General features: G+C 65.4%; 19 protein-coding genes, 1 tRNA gene and 2 pseudogenes. 8 read left to right on the top strand and 14 right to left on the bottom strand.

Features of this window, described 5'->3' with window-relative positions; genetic code table 11:
• Positions 1–61 precede the first annotated feature (61 nt).
• Positions 62–195 (top strand): annotated as a pseudogene (locus tag WA983_RS02985) (ankyrin repeat domain-containing protein); the annotation flags it as partial.
• Positions 167–919, top strand: a complete 753-nt coding sequence (locus WA983_RS02980) for a Fic/DOC family protein (RefSeq protein WP_424251141.1) — start codon at positions 167–169, stop codon at positions 917–919. The pseudogene WA983_RS02985 and the gene WA983_RS02980, both read left to right, overlap by 29 nt.
• Here WA983_RS02980 and WA983_RS02975 read toward each other — a convergent pair.
• From WA983_RS02975 to WA983_RS02950, 6 genes are all read right to left on the bottom strand, one after another.
• The gene (locus tag WA983_RS02975) at positions 888–1,076 is read right to left on the bottom strand and encodes a hypothetical protein (RefSeq protein ID WP_424251143.1); all 189 of its coding nucleotides are present in this window, start codon (positions 1,074–1,076) and stop codon (positions 888–890) included. The genes WA983_RS02980 and WA983_RS02975 overlap by 32 nt on opposite strands.
• Before the next feature lie 91 nt (positions 1,077–1,167).
• The gene (locus tag WA983_RS02970; protein ID WP_424311575.1) at positions 1,168–1,992 is read right to left on the bottom strand and encodes an isocitrate lyase/PEP mutase family protein; all 825 of its coding nucleotides are present in this window, start codon (positions 1,990–1,992) and stop codon (positions 1,168–1,170) included.
• A gap of 26 nt (positions 1,993–2,018) precedes the next feature.
• On the bottom strand, positions 2,019–2,441 hold the full coding sequence (locus WA983_RS02965; RefSeq protein ID WP_424247985.1) for a VOC family protein: 423 nt from the start codon (positions 2,439–2,441) through the stop codon (positions 2,019–2,021).
• On the bottom strand, positions 2,401–3,063 hold the full coding sequence (gene ampD, locus WA983_RS02960; RefSeq protein WP_424247983.1) for a 1,6-anhydro-N-acetylmuramyl-L-alanine amidase AmpD: 663 nt from the start codon (positions 3,061–3,063) through the stop codon (positions 2,401–2,403). The genes WA983_RS02965 and ampD overlap by 41 nt, the downstream gene beginning before the upstream one ends.
• Positions 3,060–3,308: a PP0621 family protein gene (locus WA983_RS02955; protein WP_424311574.1), complete on the bottom strand. Its 249-nt coding sequence runs from the start codon at positions 3,306–3,308 to the stop codon at positions 3,060–3,062. The genes ampD and WA983_RS02955 overlap by 4 nt, the downstream gene beginning before the upstream one ends.
• On the bottom strand, positions 3,301–4,152 hold the full coding sequence (locus WA983_RS02950) for a cytochrome C assembly family protein (protein WP_424247979.1): 852 nt from the start codon (positions 4,150–4,152) through the stop codon (positions 3,301–3,303). Before WA983_RS02950 ends, WA983_RS02955 begins: the two co-directional genes overlap by 8 nt.
• Before the next feature lie 95 nt (positions 4,153–4,247).
• On the opposite strand from WA983_RS02950, the gene ffh reads away from it, so the two are divergent.
• Positions 4,248–5,663, top strand: coding sequence for a signal recognition particle protein (gene ffh, locus WA983_RS02945; protein WP_424247977.1), 1,416 nt, complete (start codon positions 4,248–4,250; stop codon positions 5,661–5,663).
• Here the strand turns inward: ffh and bfr are convergent, their stop codons facing one another.
• Genes bfr through trmB form a run of 4 tightly spaced genes read right to left on the bottom strand, consistent with a single transcriptional unit; the run spans position 5,664 to position 8,049 of the window.
• Entirely contained in the window at positions 5,664–6,128 is a 465-nt protein-coding gene (gene bfr, locus WA983_RS02940; RefSeq protein WP_424247975.1) for a bacterioferritin, read from the bottom strand.
• A 43-nt stretch (positions 6,129–6,171) separates the two neighbouring features.
• Positions 6,172–6,372, bottom strand: a complete 201-nt coding sequence (gene thiS, locus WA983_RS02935; protein ID WP_424247991.1) for a sulfur carrier protein ThiS — start codon at positions 6,370–6,372, stop codon at positions 6,172–6,174.
• 16 nt (positions 6,373–6,388) lie between these two features.
• Complete coding sequence (gene pip / locus WA983_RS02930; RefSeq protein WP_424247989.1) at positions 6,389–7,330, bottom strand: prolyl aminopeptidase; 942 nt, start codon at positions 7,328–7,330, stop codon at positions 6,389–6,391.
• Positions 7,327–8,049 (bottom strand): tRNA (guanosine(46)-N7)-methyltransferase TrmB, encoded by a 723-nt coding sequence (gene trmB, locus WA983_RS02925; protein ID WP_424247973.1) that lies wholly within the window; start codon positions 8,047–8,049, stop codon positions 7,327–7,329. Before trmB ends, pip begins: the two co-directional genes overlap by 4 nt.
• A 115-nt stretch (positions 8,050–8,164) precedes the next feature.
• On the opposite strand from trmB, the gene WA983_RS02920 reads away from it, so the two are divergent.
• Positions 8,165–8,238: transfer RNA gene (locus WA983_RS02920), tRNA-Gly, on the top strand.
• A 49-nt stretch (positions 8,239–8,287) separates the two neighbouring features.
• Here WA983_RS02920 and WA983_RS02915 read toward each other — a convergent pair.
• Positions 8,288–8,956, bottom strand: a complete 669-nt coding sequence (locus tag WA983_RS02915; RefSeq protein WP_424247971.1) for a TetR/AcrR family transcriptional regulator — start codon at positions 8,954–8,956, stop codon at positions 8,288–8,290.
• 130 nt (positions 8,957–9,086) lie between these two features.
• Between WA983_RS02915 and WA983_RS02910 the strand changes: the two genes are divergently transcribed.
• From WA983_RS02910 to WA983_RS02900, 3 genes are all read left to right on the top strand, one after another.
• Entirely contained in the window at positions 9,087–9,539 is a 453-nt protein-coding gene (locus WA983_RS02910) for a VOC family protein (RefSeq protein WP_424311573.1), read from the top strand.
• Between the two features lie 38 nt (positions 9,540–9,577).
• Positions 9,578–10,789: an MFS transporter gene (locus tag WA983_RS02905; RefSeq protein ID WP_424311572.1), complete on the top strand. Its 1,212-nt coding sequence runs from the start codon at positions 9,578–9,580 to the stop codon at positions 10,787–10,789.
• Between the two features lie 71 nt (positions 10,790–10,860).
• Complete coding sequence (locus WA983_RS02900) at positions 10,861–11,916, top strand: DUF72 domain-containing protein (RefSeq protein WP_424311571.1); 1,056 nt, start codon at positions 10,861–10,863, stop codon at positions 11,914–11,916.
• On the opposite strand, the gene WA983_RS02895 is transcribed toward WA983_RS02900, so the two are convergent.
• The 3 genes and pseudogenes from WA983_RS02895 to WA983_RS02885 all read right to left on the bottom strand — a co-directional run bounded on the left by WA983_RS02895 (position 11,913) and on the right by WA983_RS02885 (position 14,121).
• Positions 11,913–13,004 (bottom strand): CobW family GTP-binding protein, encoded by a 1,092-nt coding sequence (locus WA983_RS02895; RefSeq protein ID WP_424311570.1) that lies wholly within the window; start codon positions 13,002–13,004, stop codon positions 11,913–11,915. The genes WA983_RS02900 and WA983_RS02895 overlap by 4 nt on opposite strands.
• Positions 13,005–13,081: 77 nt before the next feature.
• Positions 13,082–13,183: pseudogene (locus WA983_RS02890) on the bottom strand (hydrolase); the annotation flags it as partial.
• 50 nt (positions 13,184–13,233) lie between these two features.
• Positions 13,234–14,121: a pirin family protein gene (locus WA983_RS02885; RefSeq protein WP_424311603.1), complete on the bottom strand. Its 888-nt coding sequence runs from the start codon at positions 14,119–14,121 to the stop codon at positions 13,234–13,236.
• A 134-nt stretch (positions 14,122–14,255) separates the two neighbouring features.
• Here WA983_RS02885 and WA983_RS02880 point away from each other — a divergent pair, with 134 nt between their 5' ends.
• Complete coding sequence (locus WA983_RS02880; protein WP_424248215.1) at positions 14,256–15,167, top strand: LysR family transcriptional regulator; 912 nt, start codon at positions 14,256–14,258, stop codon at positions 15,165–15,167.
• Positions 15,168–15,276 lie beyond the last annotated feature (109 nt).

The following is a 15,276-nucleotide window of genomic DNA, read 5'->3' as shown; positions in this document are numbered from 1 at the left end:
GTTTGCGTACGCGCCATCTCCGGAGAGTCCATGGGCTCGTACCCCTTGCATGATGCGGCCGCGCGGGCATCTGGACATCCTGAAGATGACCCTGACGCATGGCACCGATCTCAAGAGCACCACCGCTATGGCGGGACTGCCCTGATCCCTGCCGCCGAGCGCGGCCATGTCGAGCAAGCGTTGCTGGCCGCTGGTGGGCGCGATCCGCCTGGCGGGCATCCAGGAAGTCAACTACGCCTATTCCAACGAGGATGACGGGCGTCGGATTCTCAACGCATTGATGACGCGTATGGCCACCAACCGTTACCAAGCCACCGGCCTGCAGGCCCAGTACCAGCCGGGATCGGACGAACAGGTTCTGCGGAATCGGCAAGGCATCACTGATCCGGCGGTGATGGACGAACTCGAGACGAGGCTGTTGTTACGGCTCTATGAGCGGGTGATGCGGGAGCAGTTTCCCAATCGAGGGCTGGATGTGGCTGATCTGATGGATTGGCACTACCAGTGGCTGGGCAATATGTACGATTGGGCCGGGCAGCCTCGATCGGTCAATATGAGCAAGGACGGTTTTCATTTCGCCGCCGCCATGCAGGTTCCCCGGTTGCTGCATGAGTTCGAGCACAACTACCTGTATCGCTGCACGCCCTGTCATGATGTCGATGACAGCGCTTTGGCCGAGGCCATTGCCGTCTGCCATGTCGAGCTCATCCTCATTCATCCGTTCCGTGAGGGCAACGGACGGCTGTCTCGTTTGCTGGCGGATGTGATGGCGGTGCAGGCCGGTCATGGCCCGTTGGACTACAGCCGGTGGGATGCGGACAAGGCCGCGTATTTCACCGCGATACAACGCGGTGTGGGCATGGACTATGCGCCCATGCGCGCATTGGTCAGCCTTGCGCTGGCTGGACAGGGCGGCTGAGCGCCGCCAGGGAAACCTGGGGAAGATGACTGTCCCCGCTGCGCAGTTTGGCTTCGATATCAGCGATGCGTTGACCTGTTTCGATGGCCGTGGAGCTGGCTACGGCACGCAGGATGGCTTCCTGGCTGGGAGGTTGGTGCATGCGCTGATTGGACATGAAAATGCCTGATTTAGAAGTCACATTCCATTTTACTGCCTGCGCCCGGGCGAAACCATCCTGTTGTGGTACCCATCCTACGTTGCCCGCGCTATGAATCGCTGGGGCCAAGCAGCCGGGCCATGTCCGCGTAGCTGACGGCGTCTTCTCCGAAGGTGAAAGTGCCGTGCTCCAGCATCTCGCGGCCGGCACGCAGAAAGGCGCCGAACGCCGCGCGGCTGAGCGCGCTGCCCACACTGATGCGCTTCACGCCCATGTCCGAGAGATCGTCGGCCGAGAGATGCATCCCCGGCGCGCCCATCAGGACGTTCACCGGCCGGTCAACCGAACTCACCACGGCCAGGATGTCCTCGCGCGTATGCAGCCCCGGCGCGTAGAGCACGTCGGCACCCGCCTCTTGATAAGCCTGCAGGCGGCGGATCGTGTCTTTCAGATCCGTGCGCCCGTGCAGATGGTTTTCCGCCCGCGCCGTCAGCGTGAAGGGGTAGGGCAGTGCACGCACCGCCTCGACCGCCGCCGTCACGCGGTCTACCGCCTCGGCCATATCGTAGATCGGATCGTCGACCCGACCCGTGGCGTCCTCGATCGAGGCGCCCACCGCACCCGCCTGCGCCGTCAGGCGATAGGTTTCCGCGACACCTTCCAGCGTGTCCGCATAGCCGGCTTCCATGTCCGCGCTGATCGGCAGGTCGGTGGCCGCAGCGAGCTCTTTGACGTGCGCCAGCATCTGGTCCCGGCTGACCTGGTAGTCGGACAGGCCCTGGGTATAAGCGTAGCCCGCGCTGGTGGTCGCCAGGGCCTGGAAACCCATGCCCGCCAGCAGTTTCGCCGTGCCGACGTCCCAGGAGTTGGGGATGATGAAGGCGCGGGGAGCGTGGTGGAGGGCGCGGAAGGATTGGGCTTTTTGATGAGACATGCTTATTCCCATTGTCAGTCAGCCTTTCAATCTGCAGGCAGTAATTCCGGATTCCAGACCGCTTCCCAGAGATGCCCGTCCGGATCCTGAAAGTATCCTGCATATCCGCCCCAGAACGTCTTCTGCGCGGGTTTCACGATCGCGGCCCCGGCTGCTGCAGCCTGAGCCATCACGGCATCCACTTCAGCCCTTGACGACACATTATGTCCAAGGCTGAGTTCCGTAGCGCTGGCATCGCCGAGTGGCAACCCTGAATCCTTGGCCAGGCTTGCACGCGGCCAGACCGCCAGTTTCAACCCCGGTTGCAGATCGAAAAATGCGACTGCGCCGTTCTCGAACTCTTCGCCGATGATGCCCTCGGTGGGCAGGCCCATGCCGTCGCGGTAGAACTTCAGGGACCGGTGCAGGTCATCCACGCCCAGCGTGATGACGGTGACGCGTGCTTTCATGATCACCTCGTGTGTTCTCGAATCGATCCCAGTCGAAGGAGGGGCCTGGATCCGTCTTTCTGCCCGGCGCGATATGCTCGTGCCCCCGCACCGCCCGGATCGGATGCCGCGTCCGGATCGCCGCCGCCAGCCCGGCCAGCCGCTCGTACTGGGCATCCGTGTACGCCAGCGTGTCCGTGCCTTCCAGCTCGATGCCGATGGAAAAATCGTTGCAGCGCTCGCGGCCTTCAAAAGACGATACACCTGCGTGCCAGGCCCGCAAAACCGTCGGTACGAACTGCACGATGGTCCCGTCGCGGCGGATCAGGAAATGGGCGGAGACCCGCAGGTCGCGGATGTTTTCAAACCAGGGGTGGGATGAAATATCCAGGCGGTTCTGGAAGAAGTCGATGATGGCGTCGCCCGTGAACACGCCGGGCGGCAAGCTGATGTTGTGGATCACCAGCAGGTAGGGGGCTTCGTCGCCGGGCCGCGGGTCGTGGTTGGGAGACGGGCGGCGCAGGATCCTGGAGACGGCGCTGTTGCCGATGCCCGCTGCGTTCGCCGCATCCCCCGAGCCCCCGGCCAGCCAGCCATCCGGGCCGATGGATAGTGCGGGCTCGGAAGACGCCCCTGCCTTCATTTCTTCAGGCCCAGCTTGGCGTGTTCCTGGCTGCACCAGGTCTTGCCCTGGCTCTGGTAGGCCTCGGAGCGGGGCAGGTAGATGCGGCAGTGGGCGCAGCGCACCATGGTTTCGGACGCGGCTTGCGCATCGTCGGCCTGGCGGCGCGCGGCGGCCTGGCGGGCCTGGGCCTTCTGGTGGCTCAGGACGCGGGAGACGAACAGGACGGCCAGGATGATGATCGCCCAGAGCAGGAATTTACCCAAGAGTGCCTCGTTGCAGAATGACTTCCAGGACGAACCGGCTGCCGGTGTAGGACAGCAGCAGGAAGGCGAAGCCGGCCAGCGTCCAGCGCAGGGCGACGCGGCCGCGCCAGCCCTGGATGTGACGCCCCGCCAGCAGCACGCCGAAGGTGGCCCAGGAAAGCAGGGTGAAGACGGTCTTGTGGTCCATGGGCAGCGCGTGGCCTCCCAGGCGCAGGGACACGGCGATGCCGGTCAGGACGGTCAGGGTCAGCACGCCGAAGCCGATCCAGATCAGGCGAAACAGCAGCGATTCCAGGATCAGCAGCGGCGGCATGGCGCTCATGGCGTGGCCGATGACACCCTGTTCGCCGGCGGATGCGATGGGGCGGTGCAGATGGCGGTCCAGTACGGTCATCAGCATGGCGTGCAGCGCGGCGACGGTGATCAGGCCGTAGGCGGTCATGGCGATCAGCAGGTGCACGCGCAGCCAGTCGTTGCTGGCGTGGGGCACCAGATAGCCATGGGGGAACAGGGCGGCCAGCAGGCTGACCAGGGCGGCGATGGGCAGCAGCAGGAGCAGCAGGCTGTCCAGACGCAGCAGGAAGTTTTCGATCCAGAAGACGATCATGCCCAGCCACATGGCGGCGGACAGGGCCAGCGCCCAGCTCAGATGCAGGCCGGTGGGGACGATGATGGCGGCGGCCAGACCGATGCCGTGCAGGGCGATGGCGCCCAGCAGGCAGCTACGGCCGATGGCGCCGGTGGGGCGGACGTCGTTGGCCCGTGCGATGGGGCGCCACAGGGCGATGCCCAATACGGCATAAGCCAGCGCGGCGAGCAAGTGAAATACAATGCTGACTGACATAGTCCTATCGGTATCCGGCGCGCAGGGCCGCGCCGCCAAAAGCATCCATTTTATGCGCTGGCCGACGGATCAACCAGTTTTACGGATACGGCATCATGCTTGATAACCTCACATCCCGCCTGTCGCGCGTCGTCAAGACCATGCGCGGTGAGGCCCGCCTGACCGAAGCCAACACCCAGGAGATGCTGCGCGAAGTCCGTATGGCGCTGCTGGAGGCCGACGTGGCGCTGCCGGTGGTGCGCGATTTCGTGGCGCGGGTCAAGGAATCCGCACTGGGTCAGGAGGTCGCCGGCAGCCTGAATCCGGGCCAGGCGCTGGTCGGGGTGGTGCACAAGGAACTGACCGCGCTGATGGGCGGCGACCTGGGCGCGGCGGCGGGCGAACTGTCCCTGGCGGCTCAGCCGCCGGCGGTGATCCTGATGGCCGGCCTGCAAGGCGCGGGCAAGACCACCACCACCGGCAAGCTGGCCAAATGGCTGTCCGAGGGCAATCACGTCCAGTACGGCCGCAAGACCGGCCGCAAGAAAGTTCTGGTGGTCAGCGCCGACGTGTATCGTCCGGCCGCCATCGATCAGTTGAAGACCGTGGCTGCACAGGTCGAGGTCGATTTCCTGCCCACGGAGCCGACGCAAAAGCCGCAGGACATCGCCCGGGACGCCCTCGATCACGCAAAGCGCCATCATTACGATGTGCTGATCGTCGACACGGCGGGCCGTCTGGGCATCGACCAGGCCATGATGGACGAGATCCGTGCGCTGCACCAACTGCTCTCGCCGATCGAGACGTTGTTCGTGGTGGACGCCATGCAGGGCCAGGACGCGGTCAACGTGGCGCGCGCCTTCTCTGATGCGCTGCCGCTGACGGGCGTGGTGATGACCAAGCTGGACGGCGACGCGCGTGGCGGTGCGGCGCTGTCGGTGCGCCAGATCACCGGCAAGCCGCTGAAGTTCGTCGGGGTGTCGGAAAAGCTCGATGGGCTGGAGCCCTTCCATCCCGAACGCATGGCCCAGCGCATCCTGGGCATGGGCGACATCGTCTCGCTGGTCGAGCAGGCCCAGAAGAACATCGACATCGCCGAGGCGCAGAAGCTCGCCGCGCGCATGAAGTCCGGCGACCGCTTCGACCTGAACGATTTTCGCGACCAGTTGCAGCAGGTGAAGAAACTGGGCGACATGGGCTCGCTGCTGGAAAAGCTGCCGGCGCAGTTTGCCCAGGCGGCGTCCCAGGTGCAGGGCGGTCAGGCGGAAAAGCAGCTCGCCCGCACCGAGGGCATCCTGAATTCCATGACGCCGCTGGAGCGCGCCAAACCCGAACTCATCAAGGCTTCGCGCAAGCGCCGTATTGCCACGGGCTCGGGTGTGCCGGTCCAGGAGGTCAACCGCCTGCTCAAGCAGTTCGAGCAGATGCAGGGCATGATGAAGCAGATGAAAAAAGGCGGCATGGCGAAGATGATGCGTGCCATGGGCGGGATGAAGGGCCTGGGCGGGTTCGGCCGGGGCGGCTTGCGCTGATCAAATCTGCGACTGCAGGTAGTTCTGCAGACCGATCTTCTCGATCAGACCCAACTGTTTTTCCAGCCAGTAGGCGTGGTCGGACTCGGTGTCCTGCAATTGCGTCAGCAGCAGATCGCGGGTGACATAGTCCCCGTGGGTCTCGCAGATCGAGATGCCCTTGCGCAGCGAGTCGCGCACTTCATATTCCAGATCCAGGTCGGCGCGCAACATGCCGGGCACGTCCTTGCCCGGTGTGAAGGCGTCGGGGCGCATGTCGGGCTCGGCTTCAAGCATCAGCAGGCGTTGCAGCAGGGCGTCGGCGTGTTGGGTTTCTTCCTGCATCTCATGATCGCTGCGGGCGTGGAGTTTGCTCAGGCCCAGATCCTGGTAGCGGCGCGAATGCAGGAAGTACTGGTCGCGTGCCGCGAGTTCGCCGCGCAGTTGCTTGGTGAGATAGACGATGACTTCGGGGTGGCCTTGCATGGTGCGCCTCGGGGGAATTCAGTGACCCATGGAGTATGCCATATCACCCTCCGCCCACCGCGACCACGATCTCGATTCGATCGCCTTCAGTCAGCGAGGCCTGGGCGTGCTGGCTGCGGGGCACGATGTCGCCGTTGCGCTCCACCGCGATGCGCTTGCCCTCGTAGCCCAGGTGGACCACCAGATCGTGAACTGTGCATACGTCAACCAGAGCGGTGGCGGTGCCGTTCAGCAGGATGTTCAGGCTCATGCGGGTCTCCTCAGTCGCTCGCGTAGCGGTCGGTGGCCGCCAGCAACTGCGTCAGGATCCCGGGCTCATCAAAGGCGTGGCCGGCGTCCGGGATCATGTGGAATTCCGCCTGCGGCCAGGCGCGGTGCAGGTCCCAGGCCGACTTGGCCGGCGTGCAAGCATCATAGCGGCCCTGGATGATCACCCCGGGGATGCGGGCCAGCTTGTGCGCGTTGCGCAGCAACTGGCCTTCTTCCATGAAGCCCCGGTTCACGAAATAATGGTTTTCGATGCGGGCGAAGGCCAGCGCCGCCTGATCGGCCGCATGCGCGCGGTGATGCGCCGGATTGGGCAGCAGGCTGATGGTATGGCTTTCCCATTGCGTCCAGGCATGCGCCGCCTGCAGTTGCGCCTCGGGATCTTCACCTGTCAGGCGGTGGCGGTAGGCGGCCATCAGGTCGTCGCGCTCGGCCTCGGGGATCGGGGCCAGATAGCCTTCCCACAGGTCGGGGAACAGCCAGGATGCGCCTTCCTGATAGAACCAGCGCAGTTCAGCCTGGCGCAGCAGGAAGATGCCGCGCACGATCAGGGCGCGCACCCGTTCCGGGTGCGTCTCGGCGTAGGCCAGCGCCAGGGTAGAGCCCCAGGAGCCGCCGAACACCACCATCTGTTCGGCGTGCAGAACCTCGGTGCGTAGACGTTCGATGTCGGCGACCAGGTCCCAGGTCGTGTTGTGCTCGATGTCGGCTGACGGGGTCGAGCGGCCGCAGCCGCGCTGATCGAACAGCAGGACGTTGTAGCGTTCGGGATCGAACAGGCGACGGTGGTCGGGCGAGCAGCCCGCGCCCGGTCCGCCGTGCAGAAACACCGCCGGTCGCCCCTGGGGGTTGCCGCACAGTTCCCAGTAGACGCGATGGCCGTGGCCGGCGTCCATGAAGCCTTGCGCGTAGGGCTCGATTTCGGGATACATCAGGTGGCCTCCGGTGAGGGCGCGGCGTCCGCCGGGGCGCGCCGCGTAAAAATCAGATCCCAGACCCCGTGGCCCAGGCGCAGGCCGCGGTTCTCGAATTTCGTCAGCGGGCGGTAATCGGGGCGTGGCGCGTAGTCCGTGCAGGTGTTTTGCAGGGACGGCGCGGCCGACAGGACCTCCAGCATCTGCTGGGCGTAGTGTTCCCAGTCCGTGGCGCAGTGCAAGTATGCGCCCGGCGCCATGCGGCTCGTCAGCAGTTCGATGAACGGCGGCTGGATCAGGCGGCGCTTGTGATGGCGCTTTTTTGGCCAGGGATCGGGAAAGTAGATGTGCACGCCAGCCAGCGATCCCGGCGCGATCATGTCGCGCAGCACCTCGACCGCGTCGTGCTGGATGATGCGGATGTTGTCCAGCGCGTTTTCGTGGATGCGCTTGAGCAGCGCGCCCACGCCGGCGTTGAAGACCTCCACCCCCAGGAAATTGTCGTCGGGCCGGGTCTGGGCGATCTTTTGGGTGGTCTCGCCCATGCCGAAGCCGATCTCCAGGATGACCGGTGCCTGGCGGCCGAAGGCGGCCGTCAGGTCGAGGGGCGTGTCCTGATAGCGGATCGACCAGCGGGGCAGCCATTCCGCGATTGCCTGTTCCTGGCTGGGGGTGATGTGGGCGCGGCGGTGAACGAAGCTGCGGATGTGCGTGCTGCCCGACGGAGTCTGGGCGGTCACGACGGGTGGGGGAAATTTGGGCAGGTTCAAAATGCTGTTAAAATGTCGGGCTGCAAGGGACTTGGTGAGCCTCGATTTTACCAATGAATCCTTGCCGTCATCGACCTTCCTCGATGCGGGTGTAGTTCAATGGTAGAACGGCGGCTTCCCAAGCCTCAAGCGTGGGTTCGATTCCCATCACCCGCTCCAGCTCCTTTCCCTTCTTTTACCGGTCCTCGTGACGCGGTTCTGAAGTCCTTCACAGCCCATCCTCCACCATCCGCAGCAGCCGCAGGCCGAGCGCCACGCGCATGTCTTGGGGCGCATGCCGCAATGGGCCGTCGATGATGAGCAGCGCCAGGCCATGGACCGAGGACCAGGCCAGGAACTCGGCGCCGGGCCGCCGTTCGGCAGGCAAGACGCCGGCCTGCACCAGGGTGTCCAGCGCATGGCTCAAGAGTTCGAACGGGTTCAGGCCTTTGTCGGCGGTGCGCGCGGGGTCTGGCGGGACTTCGACGTCGAAGGCGCCGAATGCGAAGGCGGTGCGAAACCAGCCGGTTTCCGCCTGCGCGAAACCCAGATAGCCGCGCCCGATGGCCGCCAGCATGGCGCGGGCGCGTTCGGTCGGGTCGGGCAGGGCCTCTGCGGTTTGCAGTTCGATTTCCATCGCATGTGCCAGCGCACCCAGGGACGCGGCGCGCACGGCCTCGAACAGCGCCTGATGATTGGCGAAATGACGGTACGCCGCATTCGGCGAGACGCCGGCGCGGCGCGTGGCTTCACGCAGGACCACCGCTTGCGGGCCGCCTTCGCGCGCCAGCGCCAGACCCGCTTCGATCAAGGCCGCACGCAGGTCTCCGTGACGGTACGTCTTGCGCGGCCTGGGCGCGGCGGTGGATGAGGGCGGACGATCAGTTCTCTGGGACATTGCTTACAAAAACGTACATTTTGAATGTGGACGCTGTCCATTTTAGCCCTCAATATATGTGGACGGTGTTCACAATTGATGACGTCAGAGCATCGAATCCCCATATCCTCATCCTCCCCAGGAGACATCCATGCAATTCGTGCCCTATCTGAACTTCGATGGCAACGCCGCCGAAGCCATGGCGTTCTATGCGGAACTGTTCGGCGGTCGCATCATGTATCAGTCCACTTTCGGCGAGATGCCGCCTGACTCGGGAATGCCGCCGCTGCCGGAGTCCGTCAAGAGTCGTCTCATGCACGTTCACCTGCAGGTGGGGGCGCAGTCCATCATGGCCTCGGACACGATGCCGGAGATGCCGGGGCAGGCGGATGGCGCCTGCGCGGGCGACTACCGGAAGCCGCAGGGCCTGTGGGTCTCGATCCAGGTGGACAACGCGGCCGAGGGGCAGCGTGTGTTCGACGGCCTGGTCAGGGGCGGTCAGGTGGCCATGCCGTTCCAGGCCACGTTCTGGTCGACTGGTTTCGGGATGGTGACTGACCGTTTCGGCACGCCCTGGATGGTCAACGTCCCCAGCGCAGCCTGAAGGCACAGGCGCCAGTCCTCCCCGTTTGGAGCACACGTATGAACCATTCCTATCGCTGGGTCATCGTCGCAGTCGGCGGTTTGCTGGGCTGCGTTGCTTTTGGTGCGATGTTCTCTCTGCCGGTTTTTCTGCGGCCGATGGCGCAGGATACCGGCTGGTCCGTGACGGGCATCTCCGCTGCGATGACCATTGCGTTTCTCGCCATGGGTGTTGCCAGCCTGGGGTGGGGCGGCTTGTCCGACCGATATGGCGCGCGTCCCGTCGTGCTCGGGGGATCGGCGGTGCTGGCGGCCAGTCTGGCGCTGGCCAGCCAGGCCTCGTCTCTGGGTGAATTCCAATGGGTGTACGGCCTGCTGGTCGGGGGCGCGACGGCGGCGATCTTTGCGCCGATGATGGCATGCGTCACCGGCTGGTTCGACACACAACGCAGCCTGGCGGTCTCGCTGGTCTCCGCAGGCATGGGCATCGCCCCCATGACGATGGCTCCGCTGGCGGGCTGGCTGGTCGAGGCTCACGGTTGGCGTAGCGCCATGCTGGTCATCGCCGGGATGGTGGCGGTGCTGATGATTCCGGCCTCTTTGTTGGTGCGCCGACCGCCGGTGCCGGAGGGCGGGTCCGCTGGTGAGGTGGCCGGGGACGGACCGGTGGACATGACGGTCGATCAGGCGGTGCGTTCGCGTCCGTTCATCCTGCTGATGGCGGCGAATTTTTTCTGCTGCGCGACGCACTCGGGTCCGATCTTCCATACGGTCAGCTACGCCATGACCTGCGGCATCTCGACGATTGCGGCGGTGTCGATCTACGGCGTCGAGGGGCTGGCCGGCATGTTCGGCCGCCTGGGTTTCGGCCTCGCGGGCGACCGGTTCGGCGCGCATCGCGTGCTGGTCCTGGGGCTGCTGGCGCAGGCGTTTGCCGTGCTGGCTTATGTGTCCGTCAGCAGCCTGGGAGGCTTTTATGCCGTGGCCATGATGACTGGCTTCATCTATGCCGGGACGATGCCGCTGTATGCCGTGCTCATTCGCGAGAATTTCCCCTTGAGCATGATGGGAACCCTGATCGGCGCGTCAGCCATGGCAGGCAGTCTCGGCATGTCCTCGGGGCCCTTGCTGGGGGGCTGGATCTACGATCACATGGGTAGTTATGCACTGATGTACGTGGGTTCGGCCGCCCTGGGATTGGTGGCGATGCTGATCCTGATGACGTTCCGGCCGTTTCCCGGTAGAGCAGGTCTCGCGGCGCGCACTGGCTGATCGGCCGCCACGTTCCGGTCCTTGTGGCATTGCAGTACCCTTGAGCCTGTTTCAATGCCCGTACGACCTGCATGCAAGGCGATCTTTTCGGAGAGTCCGTTTCCCCGCCGCTGGCCGAATCGCCGGCCAAAGCGGCTTCTGCCCCTAAGCCGGTGTCCGTCGCCCGCCGGGGCGCGCCCAAAGTCTGGCCCGCGCCCTCGGTGGAGGACTGGCGCGAACTGGCGCAGCAGTTGCCGACGCAACTGCGGTTCGGGGTCTCGACCTGGTCCTATCCAGGCTGGGACGGCCTGGTCTGGGACGGTGAGTACGATCCGGGGTCGCTGTCGAAACACGGCCTGGGTGCCTATCATCAGCATCCGCTGCTGCGCGCGGTGTGCGTGGACCGCACCTTTTGGCGTCCTTTGACGGTGGCTCAGTATGCCGCGTATGCCGGCCAGGTCGATGAGAATTTTCGCTTCGTCGTCAAATGTCCCGCCTTCGTCACCGATGCCCAGGTGCGCGGCGACGAAGGCAAGGCGCTCAAGCCCAACCCGGATTTTCTCGATTCGCGCCTGGCCGTCGAGCACTTCGTGCAGCCGACGCTCGCGGGGCTGGGCGCCAAACTGGGTGTGCTGGTCTTTCAGTTGAGTCCGCTGTCCTTGGGCTGGCTCGGCCGTCCCGCCGCGTTGCTGGACCGTCTGGGGCACATGCTGGCGGCCGTCCGTCAGGTCCTGTCCGCGCATCCCTCCGTGGTCGTCGCCGTGGAAGTCCGTGATCCCGAGCTGTTGGGCCAGGCGTTGGCCGACACGCTGCAGGCGCAGGGTGCCACGTTCTGTCTGGGTCTGCATGGCAAGATGCCGCCGATCGAGTCGCAACTGCCCATGCTGCGGGCCTTGTGGCCGGGTCCGCTGGTCTGCCGATGGACCTTGAATCGCGTCTTTGGCGCGTATGGCTATGCCGATGCGCAGAAGAAGCATGCGCCCTTTGATGCCATCGTCAGCGAAGATCTCCATACGCGCGCCGTGCTGGCGCGCACCATCCATGGCATCACGGGCGCGGGCCAGCCAGCCTACGTGATCGTCAGCAACGATGCCGAAGGCTGTGCGCCGCTTTCCATCCAGAAGCTGGCGCAGGCGGTGTCCGGCTAAGGTTCTGGGCGGCTATCGTTTTGCAGACAGGACTGGAGCGCGGCTTCAATGGTTGCGCGGCTGACGCCTTGCGTGATGAAGACCAGGCGTGATCGGCGATCCGCGCTCGGCCAGGCGGGCAGGGTGACGGGCGGATGGACGATGTGCTGCACGCTGTGGATCACCAGCGGCTGGTACTGGCCTTCGACGTTCAGGATGCCCTTGACGCGCAGAACGTCCGGCCCGCTCAAGCTCCGCAGCACCTCCAGCCAGGCGGCCAGTCTTGCGACCGGGATCGGATCGTTCACGGCGAAGCAGAACGCCCGGATATGGTCGTCATGACGGTGGGCGTCGTGGTCATGATGATCGTGTCCATGACCGTGGCCGCCGGGGTGCGCAAGACCGTGGTGTGGCGCGTCGGCCGCGTAGGCTTCCTCATGCAGCCATCGCATGACGTCCGGGACCTTGCCTTCGGCCGAGAACAGGCCCAGGTCCAGGACCGCCCCGGCGGCGATGGCACCGTGCCGGGCCTCGTGGCGCGGCGCGGCCGGGTTGATCGCGTCGAGTCGTCGCAGCAGCGTTCGGCGCGCCTCGGCATCGGCCAGATCGCTTTTGGTCAGCAGCAGGCAATCGGCGATCGCGGCCTGGCGCACGGCCTCTGGATGGTGATCCAGCGTGGCGTTGCCGGCGGCCAGATCCAGTGCGACGACGATGCCGTCCAGGCGATATCGCTGGGCGAGTTGCGGATGGGTCATCAGCGTATGCACGATCGGCGCCGGATCGGCCAGGCCGGTGGTTTCGATCAGCACACGACGGAACTGACGCTGGCCGTTGCGTGAGAAGCGCCAGGTGATGTCGCGCAGCGTCTGGACCAGATCGGTGCGGATCGTGCAGCACAGGCAGCCGCTGCTCATCTCCAGGATGGTGTTTTCGGTGCTGTGCGCCACCAGCAGGTGGTCCAGCGGCATTTCACCGAACTCGTTGATGATGACCAGTGCGTCGGCCAGTTCGGGCTGCCGCACCAGGTGATTCAGGATCGTGGTTTTGCCGCTGCCCAGAAAGCCTGTCAGGAGCGTGACCGGGATGGGAGAGGAGGACGAGGGGCTCATGGTGTCCGTGAGGTGGGGTCAAGACGAAGCCCGCAGGCGTCGGCGCGTCGCGGGCTTTCTGGGGCGAGACGCCGGATTTACTTCCCCGCCGTCAGCGTACTGTAGCTGTTCATCAGGTTGCGATAGTCGGGGATGTGGTTGGAGAATAGCGCGGCCAGGCCCTCGACGTCGTTGTCCCAGGCGTTGATCTGGCCGGTCCGCGCAGTGACGCGGGACGGCGGCGGATCGCTCAGTGGGCCGGCACGGCCTCGGCCGCCGGGATGCCGCCGAAGCGTCCGCTGCGGAAGTCCTCCAGCGCCTGCCGGATTTCTTCCTCGCTGTTCATGACGAACGGGCCGTAGCCGACGACGGGCTCGTCGATCGGTTCGCCCGACAGCCACAGCAGCGTGACCTCGTTGTTGGCCTCCAGGTGCACAGTATCGGCCGCGCGGTCCATGTGCACCAGTTGGCCGGCGCGGACGACCTCCTGCCCGTTGACCAGTACCGTGCCGTGCAACACCACCAGCGCCAGGGTGCGGCCCGGCGGAGACTGGAGCGCCGCCGTGGCGCCGGCCTGCAAGCGCACGTCCCAGACGTCGATGGGCGTGAAGGTCCGGGCGGGCCCCCGGCCGCCGCCGTAGCTGCCGGCGATGACGCGCAGGCTGCCGGCGCCGTCGGGCAGATCGACCTGCGGGATGTCGGCGTTCAGCAGGGTCTGGTAGCCAGGCGCGGACATTTTGTCCCGGGCCGGCAGGTTGACCCACAACTGCACCATTTCCAGCGGGCCGCCGCGTTGGGCGAAGGCGTCGGAGTGGTATTCCTCGTGCAGGATGCCCGAGGCCGCCGTCATCCACTGCACGTCGCCGGGGCCGATGGTGCCGCCCGCGCCGGTGGAGTCGCGGTGGGCGACTTCGCCCTCGTAGACGATGGTCACGGTCTCGAAGCCACGGTGAGGGTGCTCGCCCACGCCGCGCCGCGTCGTGGTGGGCGCGAAGGTCTGGGGGCCCGCGTGATCCAGCAGCAGGAAGGGGCTCAGGGCTTTGCCGTGGTTGTCGTAGCTGAACAGCGAGCGCACGGGAAAACCGTTACCCACCCAGTGGGAGCGCGGGGCTTCGTAGACACCGAGGATTTTCTTCAGCATGGCGTTTCTCCTGAGAACGGGCCTGCGGTCTTTGTGGGCGATGCAGGCGTTGAACATGGGGTAATTATGAATTTGGGACGATGCTCTGAGTAGTCGGCAATATTCAATCTCAGCGTTCTATAATTGGAACGATGAAACTACCGGATCTGAATGAGCTGTACTACTTCGCCCAGGTGGTGGAGCACGGCGGCTTTGCGCCTGCGGGCCGTGCTCTGGGCATCCCCAAGTCCAAACTCAGCCGTCGTGTGGCGCTATTGGAAGAGCGTCTGGGGACGCGGCTTTTGCAGCGTTCCACGCGCAGTTTCGCCGTGACCGAGGTGGGACAGCGCTATTACCAGCATTGCCGCGCCATGCTGATCGAGGCCGAAGCGGCGGAGGAGTCCGCCGCGCTGGCGCATGCCGAGCCCTGTGGCGTGGTTCGCGTGAGCTGTCCCGTGGCGCTGCTGGCGGCGCGCGTGGGCGGCATGCTGGGAGAGTTCATGCGGCGGTATCCGCAGGTGGAACTGCTGGTGGACGAGACCAATCGGCGTGTGGACGTGGTGGGTGAAGGGCTGGATCTGGCGATCCGTGTGCGTCCGCCGCCGTTGCAGGACAGCGAACTGGTGTTGCGCACGCTGGCCGAGCGCCGCCAGTGTCTGGTGGCCAGCCCCGCGCTGCTGCAGCGCATGGGCGCGCCCGCCGGGCCCATGGATCTGTCCGGTTGGCCCAGTCTGGACATGGGCCTGCCCCGGGAAACCCACCGCTGGATACTGTACGGACCCGATGCCGCGCGCACCGAGGTGCGGCATCAGCCGAAGCTGGTGACGCAATCCATGCCGGCGCTGCGCGATGCGGCGTTGCTGGACGCCGGGGTGGTGCAGTTGCCCAATATGTTCATCCAGGAAGATGTGCGCAGCGGCGCACTGGTGCGGGTGTTGCCGAACTGGGAACCCCGGCCCGAGCTCATCCATGCCGTCTATGCCTCTCGACGCGGACAACTGCCTGCCGTGCGTGCCTTGCTGGATCACCTGGCGGAGCGGTTCGGGGCGCTACGGGAGGAGTAAGGCTATCGTCCCATTGCCCGCCTGCGCCAGTGCCACCAGCACTGCGCTCATGATCATGTCTATCCCGCGCTGCACGCGTTCGTCAGGCCCGGCGGTAAAAAATTGATGC

Origin of the sequence: Castellaniella sp. (genome assembly GCF_049650445.1) — a bacterium.
Classification (GTDB): Bacteria; Pseudomonadota; Gammaproteobacteria; order Burkholderiales; family Burkholderiaceae_B; genus Castellaniella.
This window is presented reverse-complemented; position numbering and strand designations above follow the sequence as displayed.

What these genes read in the sequence shown, in the direction of transcription:
- WA983_RS02980 (WP_424251141.1), top strand. Translation starts at nt 167, where the DNA reads ATGTCGAGCAAGCGTTGCTGGCCGCTGGTGGGCGCGATCCGCCTGGCG.
- WA983_RS02975 (WP_424251143.1), bottom strand. Translation starts at nt 1,076, where the DNA reads ATGTCCAATCAGCGCATGCACCAACCTCCCAGCCAGGAAGCCATCCTG.
- WA983_RS02970 (WP_424311575.1), bottom strand. Translation starts at nt 1,992, where the DNA reads ATGTCTCATCAAAAAGCCCAATCCTTCCGCGCCCTCCACCACGCTCCC.
- WA983_RS02965 (WP_424247985.1), bottom strand. Translation starts at nt 2,441, where the DNA reads ATGAAAGCACGCGTCACCGTCATCACGCTGGGCGTGGATGACCTGCAC.
- ampD (WP_424247983.1), bottom strand. Translation starts at nt 3,063, where the DNA reads ATGAAGGCAGGGGCGTCTTCCGAGCCCGCACTATCCATCGGCCCGGAT.
- WA983_RS02950 (WP_424247979.1), bottom strand. Translation starts at nt 4,152, where the DNA reads ATGTCAGTCAGCATTGTATTTCACTTGCTCGCCGCGCTGGCTTATGCC.
- ffh (WP_424247977.1), top strand. Translation starts at nt 4,248, where the DNA reads ATGCTTGATAACCTCACATCCCGCCTGTCGCGCGTCGTCAAGACCATG.
- bfr (WP_424247975.1), bottom strand. Translation starts at nt 6,128, where the DNA reads ATGCAAGGCCACCCCGAAGTCATCGTCTATCTCACCAAGCAACTGCGC.
- WA983_RS02915 (WP_424247971.1), bottom strand. Translation starts at nt 8,956, where the DNA reads ATGTCCCAGAGAACTGATCGTCCGCCCTCATCCACCGCCGCGCCCAGG.
- WA983_RS02910 (WP_424311573.1), top strand. Translation starts at nt 9,087, where the DNA reads ATGCAATTCGTGCCCTATCTGAACTTCGATGGCAACGCCGCCGAAGCC.
- WA983_RS02905 (WP_424311572.1), top strand. Translation starts at nt 9,578, where the DNA reads ATGAACCATTCCTATCGCTGGGTCATCGTCGCAGTCGGCGGTTTGCTG.
- WA983_RS02900 (WP_424311571.1), top strand. Translation starts at nt 10,861, where the DNA reads ATGCAAGGCGATCTTTTCGGAGAGTCCGTTTCCCCGCCGCTGGCCGAA.
- WA983_RS02895 (WP_424311570.1), bottom strand. Translation starts at nt 13,004, where the DNA reads ATGAGCCCCTCGTCCTCCTCTCCCATCCCGGTCACGCTCCTGACAGGC.
- WA983_RS02880 (WP_424248215.1), top strand. Translation starts at nt 14,256, where the DNA reads ATGAAACTACCGGATCTGAATGAGCTGTACTACTTCGCCCAGGTGGTG.